The following is a 20530-nucleotide window of genomic DNA, read 5'->3' as shown; positions in this document are numbered from 1 at the left end:
ACTATTATGCCGAGTTTATTTCAATATTTTGAAATTAAGTTAACTTTAGTTATTTCTGCTTGGTTTATCTTGCAGATTTCTTCGTTAGCAAACGCAGGAGAAATAAAAGCACCTAAATTAGTCCTGCAAATTACCGTAGATCAATTACGTGCGGATTTGCCTGAGCGTTATTTAACACGAATGGGGGAAGGCGGTTTTCGATATTTATATCAACAAGGCGTGGTTTTTAAAAATGCTCATCACTCTCATGCTAATACTGAAACTATTGTGGGTCATGCTTCGTTAGCTACAGGTGCTACTCCCGCAGTACACGGCATGATTGGCAATGTATGGTTTGATAATAAGCAGGGCAGGTTAGTTTATAATATTGAAGATGAACAGTTTCCGTTATTATCAGCAAATGCTGATGTTAATAAGCAAACAGAGATAGATCCGACACAAAAAGCAGCGAAAGTATCTGGTCGTTCACCACGTAACATTTTAGTCTCTACTTTTAGTGATGAATTAGCGATTGCGAGTAATGGCGAAGCAAAGGTTTTTGGCGTGTCTGTGAAAGATAGAGGCGCAGTTTCAATGGCTGGTCATATTGGTAAGGCGTTCTGGTTTTCAAAAAAGTCGGGTGAATTTGTTACTAGCCAATATTACTATGATAAATATCCACAATGGGTTTCTGATTTCAATAAAGCTCAACCTACTAAAGCCTATCATCAAAAAAGTTGGCGTTTGCTCAAGCCGCAAAACACTTATCAGTTTGCTAACAATGATGATCAATCGTGGGAAACAAACTTTGCAGGGTTTGGCAGAACTTTTCCTCACCAATATGGTGATATGACAAATGGTTATTTTAATACCTTTTTAACACTAAGTCCGGCAGGTGATGAATTAACGGCTGATTTTGCCAAAGCGATACTAATTAATGAAAAACTTGGTCAGGATGACATTACTGACTATTTGTCGGTAAGCTTTTCATCAACGGACTATGTAGGGCACATTTTTGGTCCTTCGAGTTTAGAAGCGGAAGACAACTTATTGAGATTAGATAAAACGATAGCCAATTTATTAGAGGTTATCGATAAAAAAGTTGGCTTAAAAAACACCTTAATTGTTTTATCTGCCGATCATGGTGCCGCTGAGGTTCCTGCGTATTTATCTCAACTTGGTATGGAAAATCGAACTGTTTCACCAGATAGCTGGGATGTTTCACCTGGACTTCAGGCGTTAAAAAAACAATTTGGTTTAGATAAAAAACTCATTAAAACCTATTTTCATCCTTATATTTATTTAGATAGAGAGTTAATTTCACGTAGGAAGCTTTCATTATCTCAAGTACAAAAAGCAGTTGCACATGAAGTTGAAAAACTTGATGGTGTTGCTGTCGCTATTAGTAGTGCAGATATTGAAGCCAATGATGTACCTAATGACTATGTTCACTCATTAGTTGCTAATAATCATAATCAAGTACGCTCTGGTGATGTGTACGTTGTATTTGAGCCGCATCGCTTTATTGCAGATATGGAAGGCCTAACCGTTGCAGCAACACATGGTTCCCCATGGAGTTACGACACTTTCGTCCCTATTATTTTCTCAGGGTATGCAATGGAGAGTGCAGTTGTTCATAAAAGGGTCAGCACTTTAGATATTGCAACAACGCTATCAGCACTGTTGAAGATTAAACCACCATCTGGTGCTCATGGTAATGTATTACCTGAGGTTATTAAAAACTAAGTATTTTTTAGCTCTTTTTTACTGAACTTATTACTCATGCTCACGGCTGTTATGCCGTGAGTAAATACACTCATTAATACCGTTAAAACAATAACAGAGAAGATTTTTTCATTCCCTTGAATGCCTATTTGGTCAATCGCAATTAACAAATAAAGTATTGATGCTATCCCCCTTGGGCCAAACCACGCGATAAATATTTTACTGTAATTATCCAAACCGGCGCCCCAAAGGCAAATAAACACAGGTAGTATACGTATTACAGTTAAACTTAACAGAGCATATATAAACACCGAGACATCCCAAAAAGGTGCAAAGGTAGGTACAAATACTAAGCCAAATATTAAGAACACGAATAACGTTAACAATTGGCCTTCTGTTTCACCAAACTCTTGTATTCGCGCTCGAACGCCGACATTTTTTATACTTAAAAATAGACCTGAGCAGAATGCGGCGATAAAGCCATTTCCACTTACAGATTCTGCAAATGAATAAGCCAAAATAGCAATAGACAAACATGTTAAACGCTGAAAAACGTCGTTCATCCAAGCTTTATCGTTTGCGTAATCTATTAATTTACCGCCAATAACTCCCACTAAAGCACCTATAGCAGGGCCTAATAACAGTTGCAAAGCAACAAACTTTAACCAGTGATCTTCAGAGGAAATATGGCCTGTACCACTAGCAATAACAGCTAAACATATAAAAATGGGAGGTAAAGAAATGCCATCATTTAAACCACTTTCAGTACTTATCGACTCACGGACTTTTACAGGGACAGATTCGCTTTTTACTACAGCTTGACCTAGTGCTGCATCGGTCGGTGATAAAATCAGTGCTAATAATACTACAGACCAAATACTGTACTCAGGTAAAATTAATAAAGCTAACATTGAACCTAAAAGCATAGTCATGGGTAAACCAAGTATTAGCAATCTTGCAGGTAGGCCTTGTAAGCGTGCTTTAAGGTGTTTTAATTCAATAAATGAAGCATCAACAAACAAAATAATAATCAAGGTGAGTTCAGCGATTAGTTTTATAGATGCTGAATCTTGTTCGACAGATATAACATTAAAACCTAAAGGGCTGCATAACAAACCAATAGTTGCGAAAAACATTGGTCCTGTAATTGGGGAGTTGTCAGCAAGCTTTGAAAACAGGCCAAAAATTAGAATGAGTAACGCGGTTAAAATAATCGCTTGGTGATCATGCATGGTTCATTCCTTGAAAAAACACAATATATTTTGCATATTTGTAAATATTGTCTCAGATATTAAGGTAATATTACACCTATTTACCTGATTAAAATTAGCAATCTATGCGACGCTCTAGTTACCCTGACCATGAAGTTACCACAATTAACTGGCAAGCTTTTAAGTTAATTCTCCCTTACTTATTTGAATTTAAACAACGAATTTTCTTTGCCATGCTGTGTTTAGTGCTAACAAAGATTGCCAGTGTTTATTTACCTTTTATTCTTAAGGATATTGTTGATACCTTAGATGCGCAAAACTCAACTAATGAGCAGTTAAGTGATTTGGTTATTGTGCCTTTTGGTTTAGTGGCAGCCTATGGTTTAGTCAGATTATCTATTGTTATTTTCGCTGAAGTTAGAGATACCTTATTCGGTAGGGTAACAGAGAGAGCAATTCGTCGTATCAGCTTGAATGTGTTTCGCCACTTACACCATCTTGATTTAGATTTTCATTTGAATCGACAAACGGGGGGGCTATCTAGAGACATAGATAGGGGGACATCAGGCATTAGTTTTTTAATGCGTTTTATGGTCTTTAATATCATCCCAACTTTACTTGAGATTATAATGGTTGTTAGCATTTTGTTTGTTAACTATGGTTTTAAGTTTGCGGTGATTACATTACTTTCAATAGGCGCCTATATAGCCTATTCAGTCTATGCTACTGAGCGTCGAACCCGCTATGTTAGAGCCGCAAATCAAGCTGACTCGTCAAGTAATACTCGAGCTATTGATAGTTTGTTAAATTATGAGACGGTTAAGTACTTTACCAATGAAGAGTATGAAGCTAAAGCCTATGACAAACAGCTTGAATCATGGGAACAAGCAAAGATAAAGAACAGGTTATCATTGTTTGCATTAAATGGTGGCCAAGCCTTTATTATTGCTATAGCCATGACGTTAATGTTGGCATTAGCCGCTTATGAAGTGAGTTATGGCGTAATGACCTTAGGTGATTTTGTGTTAATTAATGCATTCATGATGCAACTCTTTATGCCGCTAAACTTTTTAGGTTTTGTCTATCGAGAAATAAAAGGTTCACTTGCTAATATCGAAAATATGTTTTCGCTGCTTGCTAGAAAAGCAAAAGTAGCTGATTGCCCAGATGCAAAAGCGTTGAAAGTAGATAAAGCAGTTATCGAAGTAAGTGATATTACCTTTAATTATCAAGAAAAAAGACAAATCATAAAAGGTCTCTCTTTTACAGTTAATTCAGGAGAAAAAGTTGCGATAGTAGGACAAAGTGGTTCAGGTAAATCAACATTAGTGAAACTGCTTTTCCGGTTTTATGATGTTAAGTCAGGAACAGTTTCTGTTGATGGTCAAGATATCACTAAAGTAAGTCAGCATTCTTTACGCAAAAATATCGGCATTGTGCCTCAAGATACCGTGCTGTTTAATGATACTCTTTTTGCCAATATTCAATATGGTAGGCCAGATGCAACAGAGCAAGAAATCTATAAAGCAATTGAGATGGCACACCTTACTGAATTCATTGAAAGCTTGCCTGATGGCGTAAATACTATTGTTGGAGAACGTGGGTTGAAGCTCTCAGGCGGCGAAAAGCAGCGAGTTGCTATTGCTCGTACGATTTTAAAAGACCCTGCTATTTTAATCTTTGATGAGGCAACGTCGTCATTAGATAGTCAATCTGAGCAAGCTATATTAACGGCAATAAATGATGTTTCTAAAAATCGCACCAGTGTTGTAATAGCACATAGGTTATCTACGGTGATTGATGCGGATAACATTTTAGTCATGAAGCAGGGTGAAATCATTGAGCAGGGCTCTCATCAGCAATTATTAGCTCAACAAGGTACTTATGCTAATATGTGGCAATTACAACAAACATCCCTTGATGATTAAACATTTTTTATTCATTAAGTTCTATATAAGCAATAACGAGTTAAATAATGTCTTCAATAGAAAAGTCTGTAATCAATGCAACTAAAGATTGGTTAGAACAAGTGATTATAGGTTTAAATTTTTGCCCGTTTGCAAAAAAAGAATTTGTCCAAGAAACTATTTTTTATCATGTGTCATCTAAAGGTAAAACCAAAGCGGCTTTAGTCGAATTGTTATCACAGTTTCAATACCTTAAGCAACATAGTGAAATTGAAACAACATTGGTGATATACCAAGATAGCTTTCGTTCTTTTGATAATTATTTAGATTTAGTAGATCAAGCCAATGAACTATTAATTGACGAAGGTTTTGAGGGGATTTTTCAACTTGCCAGTATGCATCCAGAATATTGTTTCGCCGATGAAGATTATGATGATGCGAGTAACTTCACCAATCGTTCACCATTTCCTTTGATACATATTATTCGTGAAGATAGCATGGCAAAAGTTCTTTCACACTATAAAGAGCCGGAAAAAATACCCGAAACTAATGTGAATGTTGCACAAGCAAAAGGTAGTGACTATTTTAAGCAGTTACTTGAGAATATCCATATTAAACATTCAACTTAAATTCAATACACGGTTATTTGTGAAAATCAATTTATACAAATTCACACCTAAGATTACAGCTTGATAACACTATAATATCTCTTGATTTTGTACACTTGAACAATAAATTGTTCAAGTGTAGGGGATTTTGTTATGAGTGATGTTGCATTAATAAAGCCTAACAATGTTTCAATAATCATTAGCTGTTACCAAGGAAAAAAGTACTACTTTTCATGTTTTGATGATTTGTGGCTTTTTTATCGAAGCATTTTATCTAAGGCTAAAGCCCTTCATTAGGTCTACATAAGCAAAACACTATAAAGGTTTGATTGCATAAAAACATATAAGGTAGAATGTCTGTCCTTAAATTTTGGCGGAACATTTGATTTATGAGCTTTATAGAGCAGTTTGCTATGATAGCTGTTGTACATTTCCTTGCTGTTGCCAGCCCAGGCCCTGATTTTGCACTGATATTTAAACAAAGTATTCGTTATAACCGAACTATCGCTATTTATAGTAGCTTAGGCATTGCTACGGGTATAATTTTACATGTTACTTATTCTTTAGTTGGTATTGGGTTATTAATCGCCAGTGATCAACGCTTATTGACGTTATTAACTTACTTAGCAGCAAGTTATTTTTGTTATATTGCATGGCATGGATTACGTGCAAAGCCCCCAAAAGATGAAGAAATATCTTCACAAAATTCTGATATAACTGAAGCAGACTTCCCCTCAAATAGAAAAGCTTTTATAACCGGCTTTTTAATAAATGGCTTAAATGTAAAAGCGACATTATTTTTTGTTAGTTTATTTTCCGTGGTAATTTCTCCTGACACTGCATTAAACATTAAATTGATTTATGGTTCTTATTTAGTCGCAGCGACAGGGGTTTGGTTTATTGCTTTATCGTACTTACTCACCTTGCCTAAAGTTCGCAGTTTATTGCATGTAAAAGGCTACTGGGTTGATCGAATAATGGGGGGCGTTTTATTATTACTCGCTATACAGTTGGTATGGAATAACTTAAGCACTTAGCTTTTTCGAACTAGGTTTTATTTTTTTAATTACGGTATAATGCCGTTAGCATCGTTGTTATTAATATAGGTAGAAGTTTGTCAGATAAAATATCAGTAATTCAAATTGGTGGAAGTGTCGAGCGTGCGGAGCAGGGCGATTATCAGTTAGATACCAAGGCGATTTTTAGCGAAGCATGGCAATACACTTTAAAAGCACGAGTTTCTATTATGCTTGGACTGGCTTTTGCTATTTTTTTAGGGATGCTAGTGTCATATATTGCTAGTGATTATCTTGGAGGCATGGAAGCTGTCATACAAGACCCTCAAGCTGGTATGATTCTTAATATTCTTGTTACCGTTATTATTTGGCCATTTTTAGCGGGTGTAGAAATGATGGGTGTGTTCCATGCAGTAGGTATGAAAACCCATGTTAGTTTAGTGTTCTCTTTTTTGAAAAGAGGTAGCTGGGTTGCTATATGTGCATTACTGACGTCATCGTTAATTAGTATCGGCTTTCAATTATTCATTTTTCCAGGGATATTTTTAGCCGTAGTATTGTCATTGACCATTCCTTTAGTGGTAGAAAAGCAAATGACACCAATGAAAGCTATTGTGTTATCTGTCAAAGCACTTCGTTTTAAATGGTGGCAGCTAACTTCAATATATATGTTATTAGTAATATGTTTATTAGGTTTGATATTTCCGATAGTTATGTTGGTAGATACTGAAATAGCACCGATATCTATTATACTATTTATCTTTGGTATGACCTATTTAGCACCGCTTTACTATAATGTTAAAGGTATTTTGTACCGTGAAATCTTTGGGGTTCAAATAGCAACAAATAAACCAATTGAAGCATCGAATGGACAGGAAGAAGAAAATAGCGATAATAATGCCTCTATAAATAAAGACGGACCAGACGATACATTCTCAGCCTAATGTGTCTTTTGTTTTCAAGGAATTAATATGAGAGTAATTAATCGTATAACGACAAGTTTATTGCTGTTCGGCTTTATTGTTGCACTACTAGCACCTTTTACTTTTTTAAAGCCCAAACCAATCATTACATCCGATAAAGAAGTAACAAATAAGTCACAGCAGGAAAGTAGCGAAACTAAACCTGTAAAAGTTGTGAAGAAGCCTGAAAAACCATTACATTCAGTGGCTTTACCTGATTTCGCTAAAATTTATGATATACCAACGAAAAAGCAACGTTTTTTTGATTTTTTACGTCCTACCATTATAAAACACAATCAAGAACTCTTGATTACACGTGCTAAATTAGAGTACTGGATGGAGCAAACATCCTTAGAGCTTGGCTTAACAGATTCTGAGCAAATTGAATTAGCGTTGTTAGCTAAGCAATATCGAGTGAGCAAGCAAAGCTCCACGCTACAAAAGCTTGATGAATTATTAGTTAAAATAGATATTATTCCTGAGTCGTTGGTACTTGTTCAAGCGGCTAACGAGTCAGCTTGGGGAACCTCTCGCTTCGCCAGAATTGGCTTAAATTTCTTTGGGATTTGGTGCTATAAACCAAAATGTGGCATGGTACCTAATGGCCGAAATGAAGGCGCTAAGCATGAAGTTGCTGCTTTTCAAAGTGTTGATGATGCAGTAAATGGTTATTTCAGAAATATTAACACTCATAATGCTTATAGAGTGTTTAGAAGTATTCGCTCTCAATTGCGCGAGCATAATCAACCACTAGATGCTGAAATTTTAGCGACAGGTTTACTCCCTTATTCAGAGCGTGGCGCTCACTATGTCTTAGACATAACTGATATGTTAAGACATAACCAACGATATTTTACAGTTGAAACAGCAACAGTGAATACAGGTGATTAGTGAGTTAACCGTTAGCTGTTTTTAAGTTAACTCACCAAATAAATTATTTAACTTCGATTATATCAACCAAGCCGTCAACGAACTTGTGTTTCTTTGCTTCACTATCTTCACTTATTTGTGAGTTATCAGTGAAGTTTTCTTGGTCAAACGCAATATCTCCACCATTAACTACTCCAGAGTCACTATTGATCTCTTTGAAATTAAATAATTGGCTGTCACATAAATGAGAAGGAACAACGTTTCGCATTGCCGTAAACATAGACTCTATTCGCCCAGGAAATTGTTCATTCCAGTCATTTAACATGCGTTTAATATTTTGACGTTGCAGATTAGGTTGAGAGCCACATAAATTGCATGGGATTATAGGGAATTGTTTCAATTCACCATATTGAATAAGTTCGCTTTCCTTACAAAATGCCAATGGCCTGATAACAACGTGCTCTGAGTTATCAGAAACAAGCTTAGCCGGCATTGATTTCATCTTACCGCCATAGAACATGTTCAACATGAGCGTTTCAATCATGTCATCTCTATGGTGACCTAAAGCGATTTTAGTCGCGCCAAGATTTTTTGCTGTTTTGTATAAAACTGCACGACGAAGTCTTGAGCATAAGCTACAAGTGGTTTTACCCTCGGGGATTTTGTCTTTAACAATAGCATACGTATCTTCTTCAATAATATGGTATTCAACACCTAGCTCTTGTAAATAATTAGGTAAAATATGTTCAGGAAAACCAGGTTGTTTTTGATCTAAATTGACCGCAACAAGCTCAAAGTGAATTGGAGCTGATTCTTTAAGTAACATTAATATGCTCAGTAGGGCATAACTGTCTTTACCACCAGATAAACACACCATAACTTTATCACCATCTTCAATCATATTGTATTCAGCGATAGCTTGACCAACATATCTTCTCAGGCGTTTTTCAAGTTTAGATAATTGTGTTTTTTGGGTATCAGTTAGTGAAGAGTTGCTCATAAAATTACGGTAGCTGTTATCAATGGGCGCATTATACTCATTAATGCAAGGAAGTTAAAAGGTTGTCTATAAAGAAAAGCCAAGCAGTATGTGCTTGGCTTTAAGGTGTAGTGTAATTGGACTTTACTCTGCTAAAGGAGAGATATAACCATCAGGTTTTAAAGCAAGCACATCACAGTTTAGATGATCGATCACATGTTCTGCAGTATTGCCGATTAAAGCAGCAGAAATGCCAGTTCGTCCTATAGTCCCTAAAATCAATAATTCAGCATCAATTTTTTGAGCAACTTGCTCAATTACCGTTTCAGGTAAGCCTTCTTCAACAAAAGTATTGCTGGGGTCTACATTAAACTTATTCGCATGCTCTTTCATTGAATCTTGGTGGTGTTTAAGCATTGCATTATTATATTCAGTAGAGTCAAACTCTGGTATTTCAATGGAAATATTAACAGGTGTACCAGGATAAGAGTTGACTAAATGAACATTAGCATCAATTAAATCAGCTAATTTACTGGCTTGTTCGGTAATTTTGTTATTAAGTGATAAGTGCTCTTCTTCATCACTCCCTACGTTAATAGCAGCTAAGATATTGCCATCTTTTGGCCATTCATGCTCTTTAACAAGTAAAACTGGGGTTGGACACTTTCTTAACAAATGCCAATCTGTAGGGGTAAACACAACAGATTTAAATTTATCATGCTGATGTGTGCCTTTGATAACAATGTCATAATCATGCTCTATAACTTGATTTATGATGGCTTCAAATGGACGGTTATGCCATACCACCTCACTTTGAATATCTAAAGAAGGAGCGAGCTCTTTAACTTTATCATCAAGCCATTGTTGTTTATCTTTAATGACCATTTGACGCATCGCATCACGTTCACTACTTGATAAAATGGTAGTCATTTCATAAGAGAAATCGAAAATACTAAAAAAAGCGGTGATATTAACAGCTTCTCCTGCTGATTCGGTTAGTCTTGTTGCTAGCTCTATTGCCCTTTTGAGCGCTTTTTGTTCGTTCCGGGTAGGATCTACAACAACCAGTATTTTTTTATACATATCCATGACAAACCTCTTAATGGTAAGAATCTATAGTTTACATTTACTATAGATACTTTATAGCAAATTACTAGAATAAATGCTTGTTTTGTATCAATTAACTATAGGGTTTGTAAAATGAAAAAAGCCCAGTAAAAACTATGCTTTTACTGGGCTTACTGTATTCTTGCTGTAGACTTATAAAGCAGCTACATCAATAAGATCATCAAGGTCTAAAATAGTGATTAATTTACCGTCTACTTTGATTAAACCGTTTTTATGGAATCGATTCAATAAACGACTAATCGTTTCTACAGTTAAACCAATATAGTTACCAATATCACTACGAGTCATTGTTAAACGGTATTCTGTCGCAGAAAGACCGCGTGCATGATAGCGATCACTTAAACTTACTAAGAAAGTAGCAACACGCTGTTCAGCATTCTTTCTGTTAAGTAAAGTCAACATCTCTTGATCAGTTTTTATTTCATTACTCATTAAACGCAAAACTTGTTTTTTAAGCTTTGGCATATTATTAGAGAGAGTATCTAAATTGTTGTATGGAATTTCACAGACCATAGATGTCTCTAGGGCTTGTGCAAAGCTTGGATGCGCATTATTGGCTATAGCATCAAAACCTAACAGATCACCGGCTAAATGAAAGCCTGTAATTTGTTCTTCACCTTGTTCATTCACAGTGAATGTTTTAAATGTACCTGAACGTATCGCAAATAATGAATTTAACTCTTGTCCATCATGGAAAATTTTATCGCCTTTATGGATAGGGCGTTTGCGATCAATGATGTCGTCTAGAGTATTTAGTTCTTGTTCATTAAGTGAAAAAGGTAAACATAGCTCACTAATACTACAATTTTGACATTTAATATGCTGTTGGCTTGCGCAACTTTTATTAGGCATGACTACTATTTACTCACAAATATTTAATAAAAAACTAGATTAGGTTCATGTTATTAGAACATTAGTTGATATGCAACAAAAAAACTATATATCCCGTAGGTTATAAGTAGTATTGACGAGGTTTGTCTAAAAGTTGGCATAGTTATTAACGCTTTAACTTTTTCTAAGCTTAAAGACAATGTTAAAAGTGCTGGAAGTGTGCCAAGTCCAAAGAATAACATTATACTTGCGCCACTATATAAATCGCCACTCGCCATGGCCCAAGTTAAACAAGAATAAACCAAACCACAAGGTAACCAACCCCATAAAGCACCTAAACCTAACGCTTTCGCAGGAGAGTTAACGGGTAGTATCTTACGGCTTAAAGGTGAAATTCTTTTCCAAATAATTGTCCCAAGTTTTTCAATATGAGTTAACCACATTAGCCATTGCCCTATATATAACCCAAGTAAGATCATAAATATCGCAGCAAAAATCCTTAATCCCGCAATAGGCAAACCAATATTTTTAGCCGCTATTGAACCTGTAAATCCAACAATTGCACCTATAGTGCTATAAGAAATGATTCTCCCTAGGTTATATAAAAACACTAAGTTAACCCTTGAGGAGGATGAATATATTGGTGTGGGTTCTTCTATAGTTTGCAGGGTAACGTTGATATCACCTACGGATACTTTATTTGGCTTTATAGCTGAAGTGAGCATAGTGGTGATCCCGCCACACATGCTCAGGCAATGACCAGAGCCTAATAGCCCAACTAAGAACGCTGAAAGCAAATCCATTGTCATGAGATATTCGTTTCCTGGCAATGATTAATCAAAGGTTATTGCTCTAGCTTATTGTTATCATCAGAGGCATCTGAGTTAGGCTTGTCGCTGTTTTCTGATGTTGGTTTTTCATCATCAAATAATATACTCATTCCTTGCTTTTCAAGGTCATCGAACTGCTCTGACTTAACAGCCCAAAAGAATAAGTAAATACCTAGCGCTGTCAGTAATATTGCGATGGGAATTAGTAAATATATTATACTCATAAGCTAATTACTCTTTAATAAACGCAGTGAATTAGTGATAACTAAGATAGAACTGGCTGACATGCCTATTACTGCCATGTAAGGAGTAATAAAACCTGCAACAGCTAATGGTAAAACAATAGCGTTATAGCCAAAGGCCCATAAATAATTTTGAAAAATAATCTTACGTGTTTTTTTAGCGACATGAATTAATGTGCTAATACTAGATAAACGGTTATTAAGTAAAATAACATCTGCGCCACTTTTGGCAATATCTGCACCACAGCCCATTGCTATTGAAACATGAGCAGCGCCAAAAACAGGTGAATCATTAACGCCATCGCCAGTCATTGCAACTTGAAATTGAGATTGTTGTTCTGCTTGGATTATTTGCATTTTTTCTTGAGCGCTTAAACCACCTTTAGCCACCTTAATGGGAGCTGATTTAGTTAGTTTGTCGCAGGCTAATTGACTATCTCCTGACAGTAATAAGGTATTAGCATGCTCGTTTAAGGAGGTTATGAGTGGAATTGCATCGTCTCTTATTTTATCTATCAGAACAAAACTGGCAATGACTTCACTTTTTTGACTATCTTCTTCAACTCTAAGTAACACACAAGTGCTGCTTTGATATTTGATCAATTCTTCACTTGATAATAACCAACTCGCTTTGCCAATTTTATAATGTTGACCATTAACAGTGCCACTTACACCTTTACCTGAATGAACATCAATATTACTGACTTGATATTGGTGGTCTCGATATTGATTAAAAGGTTTTGCTAAAGGGTGTTCAGAGTGTGCTTCAAGGGCCGCTGCGATAGCTAAAGCATCAAGTTCATCTTCACAGTTAATAACATGAACCTTATCAATAGAAAACTCACCATCTGTGATAGTACCTGTCTTATCAAAGGCAAAACTATTTATTTGCGGCATGGTTTCCATAACATGTGCAGACTTAATCATAATACCGCTTTTATTTAGTCTTGTTGTTGCACAGGTAAGGGCAGTTGGTGTTGCCAGTGATAGGGCACATGGGCAGGTCGCAACGAGCACCGATAGCGTTATCCAAAAAGCTTCTTCTGGTAGGTGTTGATGCCAATAAATAGCCGTCGCAATCGCGGTGCATAATATAATGGCTACAAAATATTGCGCGACTTTATCTGAGAATTTTGCCAGCTTGGGTTTGTGGGCTTGAGAGTGTTCACTCAATCGTATTAGCTGTGAAAGAAAAGATTGGCTACTGATTTGACTTACTTTGATAATGAGATTGCTATCACCATTTATTGTGCCTGCAAACACTTTATCATCAACAGTTTTATTAACTGGTAGTTGCTCACCAGAAAGCATTGCTTCATTTAACTGACTCTTTCCTTCAATTATATAACCGTCTGCTGGGACAATTTCACCGGGTTTAACCAGAACAAGATCATCCATAACAAGTTGCTTTGCTGCAATTAACTCTTCTTGTTGCGTACTTGATGATGTATCTGATTCAGCTATCGTAAGTTTAGTCGCCGTCATTGGCATCAACTTTAATAAATTGGCTGAAACTTGCGCGGCACGTGAACGAGCCCTAAATTCAAGAAACTTCCCAATGAGCAGTAAGAAAGTAAACATTGAAACAGATTCAAAGTACACTTCACCTTGTTGTGAAATTGTAGCCCATGCGCTAGCAGAAAAGGCCAAAACTATGGCTAAAGAAACAGGAACATCCATTGATAGCCGCTTTACTTTTAGCGCGTTGATTGCCCCCGTATAAAATGGGAAAGCGCCATATGTGACAATGGGTATAGTCAGAATAAAGCTTATCCAGCGTAAATACACTTTGTTATGCTCAGCCATATCAGCAAAAGCCCCAAAGTATAAACCAATGGCAATCATCATTACTTGCATCATCAAAATGCCGCTGATACCAAGGCGTTTTATAAACGTTTTACTGTGTTTTTTATTTCTTATCTCAGCTTCATTAGCCTTGAAAGGCAGGGCTTGATAGCCAATGTGTTCAATAGCGGTTAAAATTTCACTGAGTTGAACTGTTTCATCTTGCCATTTTATGGTGGCACGTTGCGTTGTTGCGTTAACATTGATATCTAAAACACCAGCAACTTTTGATATTTGCATCTCAATTAGCCACGCACAGGCAGCACAACTAATTCCGTCAATCGTTAAAATAGCTTCTTTATGATTTTTAGCTTGATAAATGAACTCATTTTGAAGAACTTCCTCATCAAGCAATTTATTTTTCTCTAATTGCTCAGGAATTAGCTCTTGCCCTTTATGCGCAGGCTCAGTTCGTACTTGGTAATACTGTGTGAGGTTATTATCAACTATGGTTTGCGCTACGGCTTGGCAACCAATACAACACATTGGTTGATCATTATTATTAATAGTGACAAACAGCGATATTCCTTTTGGAATAGGCTCAGCACAGTGAAAGCAACTTGTGTTCATGATTATAAATTAGCGTTAATAGTTTATTGTGCTTTAGTTGGATCTGGTATTAGGTCAATAAAATCATGCTGAGGTAAGCTGATGGTATTATGTATTTTCCAATGATTTTCAAAAGGGGTCAGTGTGACTTTCCATTTTCCGTCAATATTTTCTTCGAAATGATGTCTAAAATATCCATTACCATCGGGCGTTAACGCTAAGTAAAAATCTTTTCCTTCTTGGGTAGGGTGAAAGAAGTTCACATTTAACAGTGGGAATATTTTTTCAATGCCTGTTGGTTTTATCACAAGTTCATTGTTTTTGAATTGCAGAGCAAAGCGCATACCAAGCTTTTGTGCTTGTTTTACTTTTGAAACCTCTAAATTAATAGATTTACCTTTTTTATAGTAGTCCCCAACCACTAATGAGTCAGGTTCATGGTTTGCAATAATATAGGTTGCAATACCTGCCACTACAGCAGTAAAAGGAAGAATAAAGACTAACCAAGCCCAAGGCTCTTTATACCAAGATGATTTCATATTTTAACTAATGAGTTTGCTAGATAAAGTGCCGCCATTATACGGTTTTTATTAGTCATGAGCTAGTGTAATGCTTGGAAATAGCCATTAAAAAAGCCCTTGGTTACAATTAGTAACAAGGGCTTGTTTTTTATAATTTTAACTTAATGAACTAATCTTGAGAAAGACTATAAACATAAGCTGAAATGACGTGAACTTTTTCTTCACCAAGGATATCTTTCCATGGAGGCATTACACCAGCACGTCCATTACGAATTGATTCTTCGATTGCACGTTGAGAACCGCCGTATAACCAGATGTTGTCAGTTAGGTTAGGGGCACCTAAAGGTAAACCTAATGCTAAGCTGCCTTGACCTTCAGGACCGTGACATGCTGCACACATACCAAATTTAGCTTGGCCTGCTTTAGCAAGTTCAGGGTCAACAGAGCGTCCACTTAGGCTAATAACATAAGCAGCAACTTCTTTAACACCTTGGTCTCCACCTAAAGCACCTTCCCAAGCCATCATGCCTGCCGCTATACGACCATTCATGATACTTTCTTTAATGGCTTCAGGTGTCCCACCGTATAACCAGTCTTTATCAGCTAGGTTAGGGAAACCAGTTGTACCGTGAGCATCACTACCGTGACATTGTGCACAGTTTTGAATGAACAAACGTTGGCCAACTTTTAATGCTTCACTATCAGTCGCTAAATCTTCAATGCTACGCGCAGCGTAAGCTTCAAAGATAGGACCAAATTTAGCATCAGCTGCAGCAACTTCACGGTCGTACTGTACTAGCACACCTGAATCTTTTGCTAAATACTTTGCTGTTTTTGCTTTAGATTCAGCAATATTTAATACACCTTGGTTAGAGCTTTTCCAGCCTAAAAGACCAGTCCAGTTACCTAAACCATACATGGCAATATAAACAAAAGCCCAAATGATAGTTAATAAGAAGAATGTACTCCACCATTTAGGTAGAGGATTATTCAATTCTTCGATGCCATCGAAGGTATGGCCCATTGACTCACCTTCTTTGACCCCTGCAAAGTTCTTTAAACACCAGCGCAGAAGGATGTAACATCCAACTAACGTTCCTAATGTAAGAACCCAAACCCAAATATTCCAGAAGCTAGACATTATTATTAGTCTCCTGTTTGCTATCTTTATCAAGATGGCGTTTTTTATCTTGCTGATCGTCTTCAAAAATAGAATTCGCAACTTCATCAAATGAAGATTTACGTTTTTTCGAATATGACCATATTACTATGATGATAAATAACGCCAATATTAGTAGGGCAAAAAGCCCTCTGAGTGTTCCGTAGTCCATAAGGCTAGCTTATTTCAACGCGTGGCCAAGTGACTGTAAGTAAGCAACTAGTGCTTCCATTTCAGTCTTGCCTTTTACTGCGTCTTTAGCGCCATCGATCTCAGCTTGCGTATATAAAGGGATCGAATTACCTTGCTCATCTTTATGAGAACGGTTACGTGTTAACCAGTTGAACGTTTCTAGTTTCTTACCTGTTAACTCACCGTCTAAAACATTCTCATTTAACCAGCGATAAGCAGGCATATTTGATTCTGGAACAACTGAACGTGGATCTGTTAAATGGGCGATATGCCAATCATCAGAGTAACGACCACCAACACGGGCCAAATCAGGACCAGTACGTTTTGAGCCCCATAAAAATGGATGTTCCCAAACATGTTCACCGGCAACACTGTAGTGGCCATAACGTTCAGTTTCTGCTCTAAATGGACGAATCATTTGACTGTGACAATTACTACAGCCTTCACGGATATAGATATCACGACCTTCCATTTGTAAAGCAGTATATGGTTTTAAGTTATCAACAGGTACCGTTGTTTCTTTTTGGAAAAATAGCGGAGTAATCTCAACTAAACCACCAATACTGATAGCAAGCACTGTTACTAAGAAGAACCAACCAACGTGTTTTTCAACTTTTTCATGTGAATTTTTCATGCTGTCTCCTTAAGCTGCATCTACTGGCTTAAGACTACCGTCTTTTGCACCAATTGTTTTAAACATGTTGTAAGCCATTAATACAAAACCAGCTACAACAAGAACACCACCTAAGAAACGGATGAAGTAGAACGGATAAGATGCCGTTAAACTTTCAACAAAACTATAAGTTAATGTACCGTCAGAGTTAACCGCACGCCACATTAAGCCTTGCATTACACCTGAAATCCACATTGCTACGATATAAAGAACGATACCAGCAGTGTGCATCCAGAAATGAATGTTAATAAGGCGAATACTATACATACGGCCTTGGTTAAATAAGATAGGAATTAAGTGGTACATTGCACCAATTGAAACCATCGCAACCCAACCTAAAGCACCTGAATGAACGTGACCAACAGTCCAGTCAGTGTAATGTGATAAGGCATTTACTGATTTAATGGCCATCATTGGACCTTCAAAGGTAGACATACCATAGAAAGATAATGAAACAATTAAGAAACGAAGAATTGGATCGTGGCGAAGTTTATGCCATGCACCTGAAAGCGTCATAATACCATTGATCATACCACCCCATGAAGGTAGGAATAATACAACTGACATTACCATACCCACTGATTGTGCCCAGTCAGGAAGTGCTGTGTAATGTAAATGGTGAGGACCAGCCCAGATATAAAGTGAAACAAGTGCCCAGAAGTGAACGATTGATAAACGATAAGAGTAAACTGGACGTTCTGCTTGTTTCGGTACGAAGTAATACATCATACCTAAGAAACCAGCGGTTAATAAGAAACCAACGGCGTTATGTCCATACCACCACTGCATCATTGCATCAATAGCACCTGAATAGAGTGAGTATGATTTCATTGCCGATAATGGAATAGCCATTGAGTTACCAAGGTGTAATACCGCAACGGTAATGATAAAACCACCGAAGAACCAGTTAGCAACATAAATGTGTGAAGTTTTACGCTTGATAAGTGTACCAAAGAAAACTACTGCATAGGCAACCCAAACAACAGTAATCAATAAATCGATAGGCCACTCTAGCTCAGCATACTCTTTTGACGTTGTGTAACCTAACGGTAAAGAGATTGCTGCTGATAGGATAACTGCTTGCCAGCCCCAAAAAGTAAAAGCAGCTAACTTACCGCCAAATAAGGCTGTTTGACAGGTGCGTTGTACAACGTAGTATGAGGTAGCAAAAAGAGCACTTGTACCAAATGCGAAAATTACAGCATTGGTATGTAGTGGACGAAGACGGGAGTAGGTTAACCAAGGTGTATCAAAGTTAAGCGCAGGCCAAATTAATTGAGCCGCGATAAGTACACCTACAAATGTACCAACGATCCCCCAGATTACAGTCATCACAGTAAATTGACGTACAACATCGAAGTTGTAGTCTACTGCTGACGTATTACTTTGAGTCATGTTATGGATTCCGCAGTGTTATTATTAGTTTGAAATAATAAATTTTTAGCGTTGCAAACAAGTAAACTTCATTTACATCAGGACAAAATTTGAACTATTTCTATTGATGCCGTCTATTGACGGTGATTTATGTCACATAAATGTTGCTAAATGTGTCATTTCAAAGCAATTTTACCCTTTGAGTATGATCTAAATCAATAGCTGATTCTGTTTAAATTTGATTTAGATCAAGGTTAATATAATTGCCCTAAAGCTAATGTGGTTAATACATTCAGCAAGGTTGATATAAAAATTATTTGAAAATATACAGATAATTTCAATCAAGATTAGACTAATAACTCGAAATCAGCAAGTTAGTTACAACTTCCATCTTTTAAGATTAATGTTGAAATGATATTTGGTGTGATTTAAAGGTGATTTAGCTATGAAAATTCGCTAAATCACATAATAATTCTTTCTTTAATAAGTGAATAATTTTTCCTTCGATTTTTATTAGCTCTTCTTTTTGAAATTTAGCAAAAACTCTGCTGAGCGTTTCTCTTCTTAAACCTAAAAAGTTTGCAACGTCATTGCGGCTGACAATTAGGTTTAATTGGCTACTGCTACCTGAATAGGCTTCATTTCGCTTAGTGACATTGATTAAAAAGGCGGCTAATAAGCTATCCGCGGATTTTTTTCCGATAAATGATTGAAAATTTGTTTGTCTTACATAGCTTTGTTTGCTTAACAGTTGAATTAAGTTTTGCTGTAGTTCTGGTACCAGTTTCCCACATGAAGAAAACTGCTCAACAGAGACCTCACAAACAGAACTTTGTCCAATAGCAATCGCGCTATAGTTATAACGCTCTAAAAATAAAGCATCTTCTCCAATGAGCTCCCCAGGGTAACGTAAACCGACAACTTTTTCATAACCATCTTTGCTAGTAACACATAACTTAAAGACACCTGAACATACCGCATATATCGAAGTTAACGGTGTTTGCTCTTTAAATAGAGTGCTATTTTTAATTTGAGTATGATTATGAGGAAGTTCACTATTTTGAGCGCTAACAGGAATTTGTTTACTTAAATAGTTTTTCGATAAATCTAGTATTTGACCATCAGCCTCTACTGGTTGGCATATCGCATTCATAGAGCAGTTTTCGCAAGCAATAGTATGGTGTTGACCTAATCCTTGCTGGTAAACTACTTTATTAGCTAATTTATTTCCTGTTGTCATATGAGATAATCTTTTTTTTCGAATGAACGATAACCAGTTTAAATCGATTACAACAGACGTTATTTTAAGCAGATCAAACTTATCTTAATTAAATAGTGGATTTTCATGTTAAAACGTATTTTTATCACATTTTCCTTTTTTGCATTGTGTGCTTGTCAGCCTGTTAATTTATCTAAACAGCAAGATACTGCAATCGACTACCAATGTATAAGTAGTCAATCGCAATGTATTGTTGATAGTGAGTTACTTCAAGTGAAAGTCGAATTCGCGCAACAAAAGAACCACAACAATAACGATAAAGTGGCTAATTCAACTGTTGATAATATCATGGCAGAAATGCCTTTTAAGGTCTTATTAACGTTGTCTGGTGAAAACCTTGTAAACGTTGCTCATGTCTCAGCTTACCTAGAAGGCCGTGATATGTTTATGGGGCAGGTGCCTTTAAGCTTTTCTGTTACAGAATTTACAAACGTGGTTTCAGAAAAAAATCACATTGCAAAAGAGAATATTGAGAACGTTTTGCAATATCAAGCAGAAAGCTTACTAGCAAATTGTACTGAAGAAACTATGGTTTGGCGTATGTGGTTAATTGTTGAGTACAAGGATGACGGTAATGGCCAGCAAAAACAAAAGATGTTTATTGATTTTACTGGCCAGAGAAGGTGAATAGCCCAATATTCAAACGGGGT

Annotated in this window: 20 protein-coding genes; 7 read left to right on the top strand and 13 right to left on the bottom strand. The window is 36.6% G+C overall.

Going from position 1 to position 20530, the window contains the following annotated elements:
- Positions 1-6: 6 nt before the first annotated feature.
- Positions 7-1725 (top strand): alkaline phosphatase family protein, encoded by a 1719-nt coding sequence (locus tag EPA86_RS07995; RefSeq protein ID WP_140602912.1) that lies wholly within the window; start codon positions 7-9, stop codon positions 1723-1725.
- Here the strand turns inward: EPA86_RS07995 and EPA86_RS07990 are convergent.
- Positions 1722-2936: a cation:proton antiporter gene (locus EPA86_RS07990; protein WP_140602911.1), complete on the bottom strand. Its 1215-nt coding sequence runs from the start codon at positions 2934-2936 to the stop codon at positions 1722-1724. The genes EPA86_RS07995 and EPA86_RS07990 overlap by 4 nt on opposite strands.
- Before the next feature lie 104 nt (positions 2937-3040).
- Between EPA86_RS07990 and EPA86_RS07985 the strand changes: the two genes are divergently transcribed.
- The 5 genes from EPA86_RS07985 to EPA86_RS07965 all read left to right on the top strand — a co-directional run bounded on the left by EPA86_RS07985 (position 3041) and on the right by EPA86_RS07965 (position 8299).
- The gene (locus EPA86_RS07985) at positions 3041-4843 is read left to right on the top strand and encodes an ABCB family ABC transporter ATP-binding protein/permease (protein WP_140602910.1); all 1803 of its coding nucleotides are present in this window, start codon (positions 3041-3043) and stop codon (positions 4841-4843) included.
- 47 nt (positions 4844-4890) lie between these two features.
- The gene (locus tag EPA86_RS07980; protein WP_140602909.1) at positions 4891-5451 is read left to right on the top strand and encodes a DUF1415 domain-containing protein; all 561 of its coding nucleotides are present in this window, start codon (positions 4891-4893) and stop codon (positions 5449-5451) included.
- Between the two features lie 392 nt (positions 5452-5843).
- A complete protein-coding gene (locus tag EPA86_RS07975; protein WP_246058308.1) occupies positions 5844-6467 on the top strand; it encodes a LysE family translocator in 624 nt (207 codons plus the stop codon).
- 77 nt (positions 6468-6544) lie between these two features.
- Positions 6545-7390, top strand: coding sequence for a YciC family protein (locus EPA86_RS07970; RefSeq protein WP_140602907.1), 846 nt, complete (start codon positions 6545-6547; stop codon positions 7388-7390).
- Positions 7391-7417: 27 nt separating this feature from the next.
- Positions 7418-8299 carry a glucosaminidase domain-containing protein gene (locus tag EPA86_RS07965; protein WP_140602906.1) on the top strand — a complete coding sequence of 294 codons (882 nt, stop codon included), beginning with the start codon at positions 7418-7420 and terminating at the stop codon, positions 8297-8299.
- A 43-nt stretch (positions 8300-8342) separates the two neighbouring features.
- On the opposite strand, the gene ttcA is transcribed toward EPA86_RS07965, so the two are convergent.
- The 12 genes from ttcA to EPA86_RS07905 form a co-directional block, all read right to left on the bottom strand.
- Complete coding sequence (ttcA, locus tag EPA86_RS07960; RefSeq protein ID WP_140602905.1) at positions 8343-9278, bottom strand: tRNA 2-thiocytidine(32) synthetase TtcA; 936 nt, start codon at positions 9276-9278, stop codon at positions 8343-8345.
- A gap of 123 nt (positions 9279-9401) precedes the next feature.
- Complete coding sequence (gene uspE / locus EPA86_RS07955; protein WP_140602904.1) at positions 9402-10346, bottom strand: universal stress protein UspE; 945 nt, start codon at positions 10344-10346, stop codon at positions 9402-9404.
- 171 nt (positions 10347-10517) lie between these two features.
- Positions 10518-11237, bottom strand: a complete 720-nt coding sequence (gene fnr, locus EPA86_RS07950; RefSeq protein WP_140602903.1) for a fumarate/nitrate reduction transcriptional regulator Fnr — start codon at positions 11235-11237, stop codon at positions 10518-10520.
- A 53-nt stretch (positions 11238-11290) separates the two neighbouring features.
- Positions 11291-12025, bottom strand: coding sequence for a sulfite exporter TauE/SafE family protein (locus EPA86_RS07945; RefSeq protein ID WP_140602902.1), 735 nt, complete (start codon positions 12023-12025; stop codon positions 11291-11293).
- 35 nt (positions 12026-12060) lie between these two features.
- Positions 12061-12270, bottom strand: a complete 210-nt coding sequence (gene ccoS, locus EPA86_RS07940) for a cbb3-type cytochrome oxidase assembly protein CcoS (RefSeq protein ID WP_140602901.1) — start codon at positions 12268-12270, stop codon at positions 12061-12063.
- Between the two features lie 3 nt (positions 12271-12273).
- Complete coding sequence (locus EPA86_RS07935) at positions 12274-14703, bottom strand: heavy metal translocating P-type ATPase (protein WP_140602900.1); 2430 nt, start codon at positions 14701-14703, stop codon at positions 12274-12276.
- Positions 14704-14726: 23 nt separating this feature from the next.
- Positions 14727-15221, bottom strand: coding sequence for a FixH family protein (locus EPA86_RS07930; protein WP_140602899.1), 495 nt, complete (start codon positions 15219-15221; stop codon positions 14727-14729).
- A gap of 151 nt (positions 15222-15372) precedes the next feature.
- Entirely contained in the window at positions 15373-16344 is a 972-nt protein-coding gene (gene ccoP, locus EPA86_RS07925) for a cytochrome-c oxidase, cbb3-type subunit III (RefSeq protein WP_140602898.1), read from the bottom strand.
- Positions 16337-16534, bottom strand: coding sequence for a cbb3-type cytochrome oxidase subunit 3 (locus tag EPA86_RS07920; protein ID WP_140602897.1), 198 nt, complete (start codon positions 16532-16534; stop codon positions 16337-16339). The genes ccoP and EPA86_RS07920 overlap by 8 nt, the downstream gene beginning before the upstream one ends.
- A gap of 9 nt (positions 16535-16543) precedes the next feature.
- Entirely contained in the window at positions 16544-17188 is a 645-nt protein-coding gene (ccoO, locus tag EPA86_RS07915) for a cytochrome-c oxidase, cbb3-type subunit II (protein ID WP_140602896.1), read from the bottom strand.
- Between the two features lie 9 nt (positions 17189-17197).
- Positions 17198-18622 carry a cytochrome-c oxidase, cbb3-type subunit I gene (gene ccoN / locus EPA86_RS07910; RefSeq protein ID WP_140602895.1) on the bottom strand — a complete coding sequence of 475 codons (1425 nt, stop codon included), beginning with the start codon at positions 18620-18622 and terminating at the stop codon, positions 17198-17200.
- A gap of 418 nt (positions 18623-19040) precedes the next feature.
- A complete protein-coding gene (locus EPA86_RS07905) occupies positions 19041-19841 on the bottom strand; it encodes a Crp/Fnr family transcriptional regulator (RefSeq protein WP_140602894.1) in 801 nt (266 codons plus the stop codon).
- Positions 19842-19946: 105 nt separating this feature from the next.
- On the opposite strand from EPA86_RS07905, the gene EPA86_RS07900 reads away from it, so the two are divergent.
- On the top strand, positions 19947-20507 hold the full coding sequence (locus EPA86_RS07900; protein ID WP_140602893.1) for a hypothetical protein: 561 nt from the start codon (positions 19947-19949) through the stop codon (positions 20505-20507).
- Positions 20508-20530: the final 23 nt, after the last annotated feature.

The sequence above is a fragment of the Litorilituus lipolyticus genome, assembly GCF_006439335.1.
Lineage (GTDB): Bacteria > Pseudomonadota > Gammaproteobacteria > Enterobacterales > Alteromonadaceae > Colwellia > Colwellia lipolytica.
This window is presented reverse-complemented; position numbering and strand designations above follow the sequence as displayed.

Excerpts from the sequence above, each read along its gene's own strand:
- EPA86_RS07995 (WP_140602912.1), top strand. The coding sequence starts at position 7 with ATGCCGAGTTTATTTCAATATTTTGAAATTAAGTTAACTTTAGTTATT.
- EPA86_RS07990 (WP_140602911.1), bottom strand. The coding sequence starts at position 2,936 with ATGCATGATCACCAAGCGATTATTTTAACCGCGTTACTCATTCTAATT.
- EPA86_RS07985 (WP_140602910.1), top strand. The coding sequence starts at position 3,041 with ATGCGACGCTCTAGTTACCCTGACCATGAAGTTACCACAATTAACTGG.
- EPA86_RS07980 (WP_140602909.1), top strand. The coding sequence starts at position 4,891 with ATGTCTTCAATAGAAAAGTCTGTAATCAATGCAACTAAAGATTGGTTA.
- EPA86_RS07975 (WP_246058308.1), top strand. The coding sequence starts at position 5,844 with ATGATAGCTGTTGTACATTTCCTTGCTGTTGCCAGCCCAGGCCCTGAT.
- EPA86_RS07965 (WP_140602906.1), top strand. The coding sequence starts at position 7,418 with ATGAGAGTAATTAATCGTATAACGACAAGTTTATTGCTGTTCGGCTTT.
- ttcA (WP_140602905.1), bottom strand. The coding sequence starts at position 9,278 with ATGAGCAACTCTTCACTAACTGATACCCAAAAAACACAATTATCTAAA.
- uspE (WP_140602904.1), bottom strand. The coding sequence starts at position 10,346 with ATGGATATGTATAAAAAAATACTGGTTGTTGTAGATCCTACCCGGAAC.
- fnr (WP_140602903.1), bottom strand. The coding sequence starts at position 11,237 with ATGCCTAATAAAAGTTGCGCAAGCCAACAGCATATTAAATGTCAAAAT.
- EPA86_RS07945 (WP_140602902.1), bottom strand. The coding sequence starts at position 12,025 with ATGACAATGGATTTGCTTTCAGCGTTCTTAGTTGGGCTATTAGGCTCT.
- ccoS (WP_140602901.1), bottom strand. The coding sequence starts at position 12,270 with ATGAGTATAATATATTTACTAATTCCCATCGCAATATTACTGACAGCG.
- EPA86_RS07935 (WP_140602900.1), bottom strand. The coding sequence starts at position 14,703 with ATGAACACAAGTTGCTTTCACTGTGCTGAGCCTATTCCAAAAGGAATA.
- EPA86_RS07930 (WP_140602899.1), bottom strand. The coding sequence starts at position 15,221 with ATGAAATCATCTTGGTATAAAGAGCCTTGGGCTTGGTTAGTCTTTATT.
- ccoP (WP_140602898.1), bottom strand. The coding sequence starts at position 16,344 with ATGTCTAGCTTCTGGAATATTTGGGTTTGGGTTCTTACATTAGGAACG.
- EPA86_RS07920 (WP_140602897.1), bottom strand. The coding sequence starts at position 16,534 with ATGGACTACGGAACACTCAGAGGGCTTTTTGCCCTACTAATATTGGCG.
- ccoO (WP_140602896.1), bottom strand. The coding sequence starts at position 17,188 with ATGAAAAATTCACATGAAAAAGTTGAAAAACACGTTGGTTGGTTCTTC.
- ccoN (WP_140602895.1), bottom strand. The coding sequence starts at position 18,622 with ATGACTCAAAGTAATACGTCAGCAGTAGACTACAACTTCGATGTTGTA.
- EPA86_RS07905 (WP_140602894.1), bottom strand. The coding sequence starts at position 19,841 with ATGACAACAGGAAATAAATTAGCTAATAAAGTAGTTTACCAGCAAGGA.
- EPA86_RS07900 (WP_140602893.1), top strand. The coding sequence starts at position 19,947 with ATGTTAAAACGTATTTTTATCACATTTTCCTTTTTTGCATTGTGTGCT.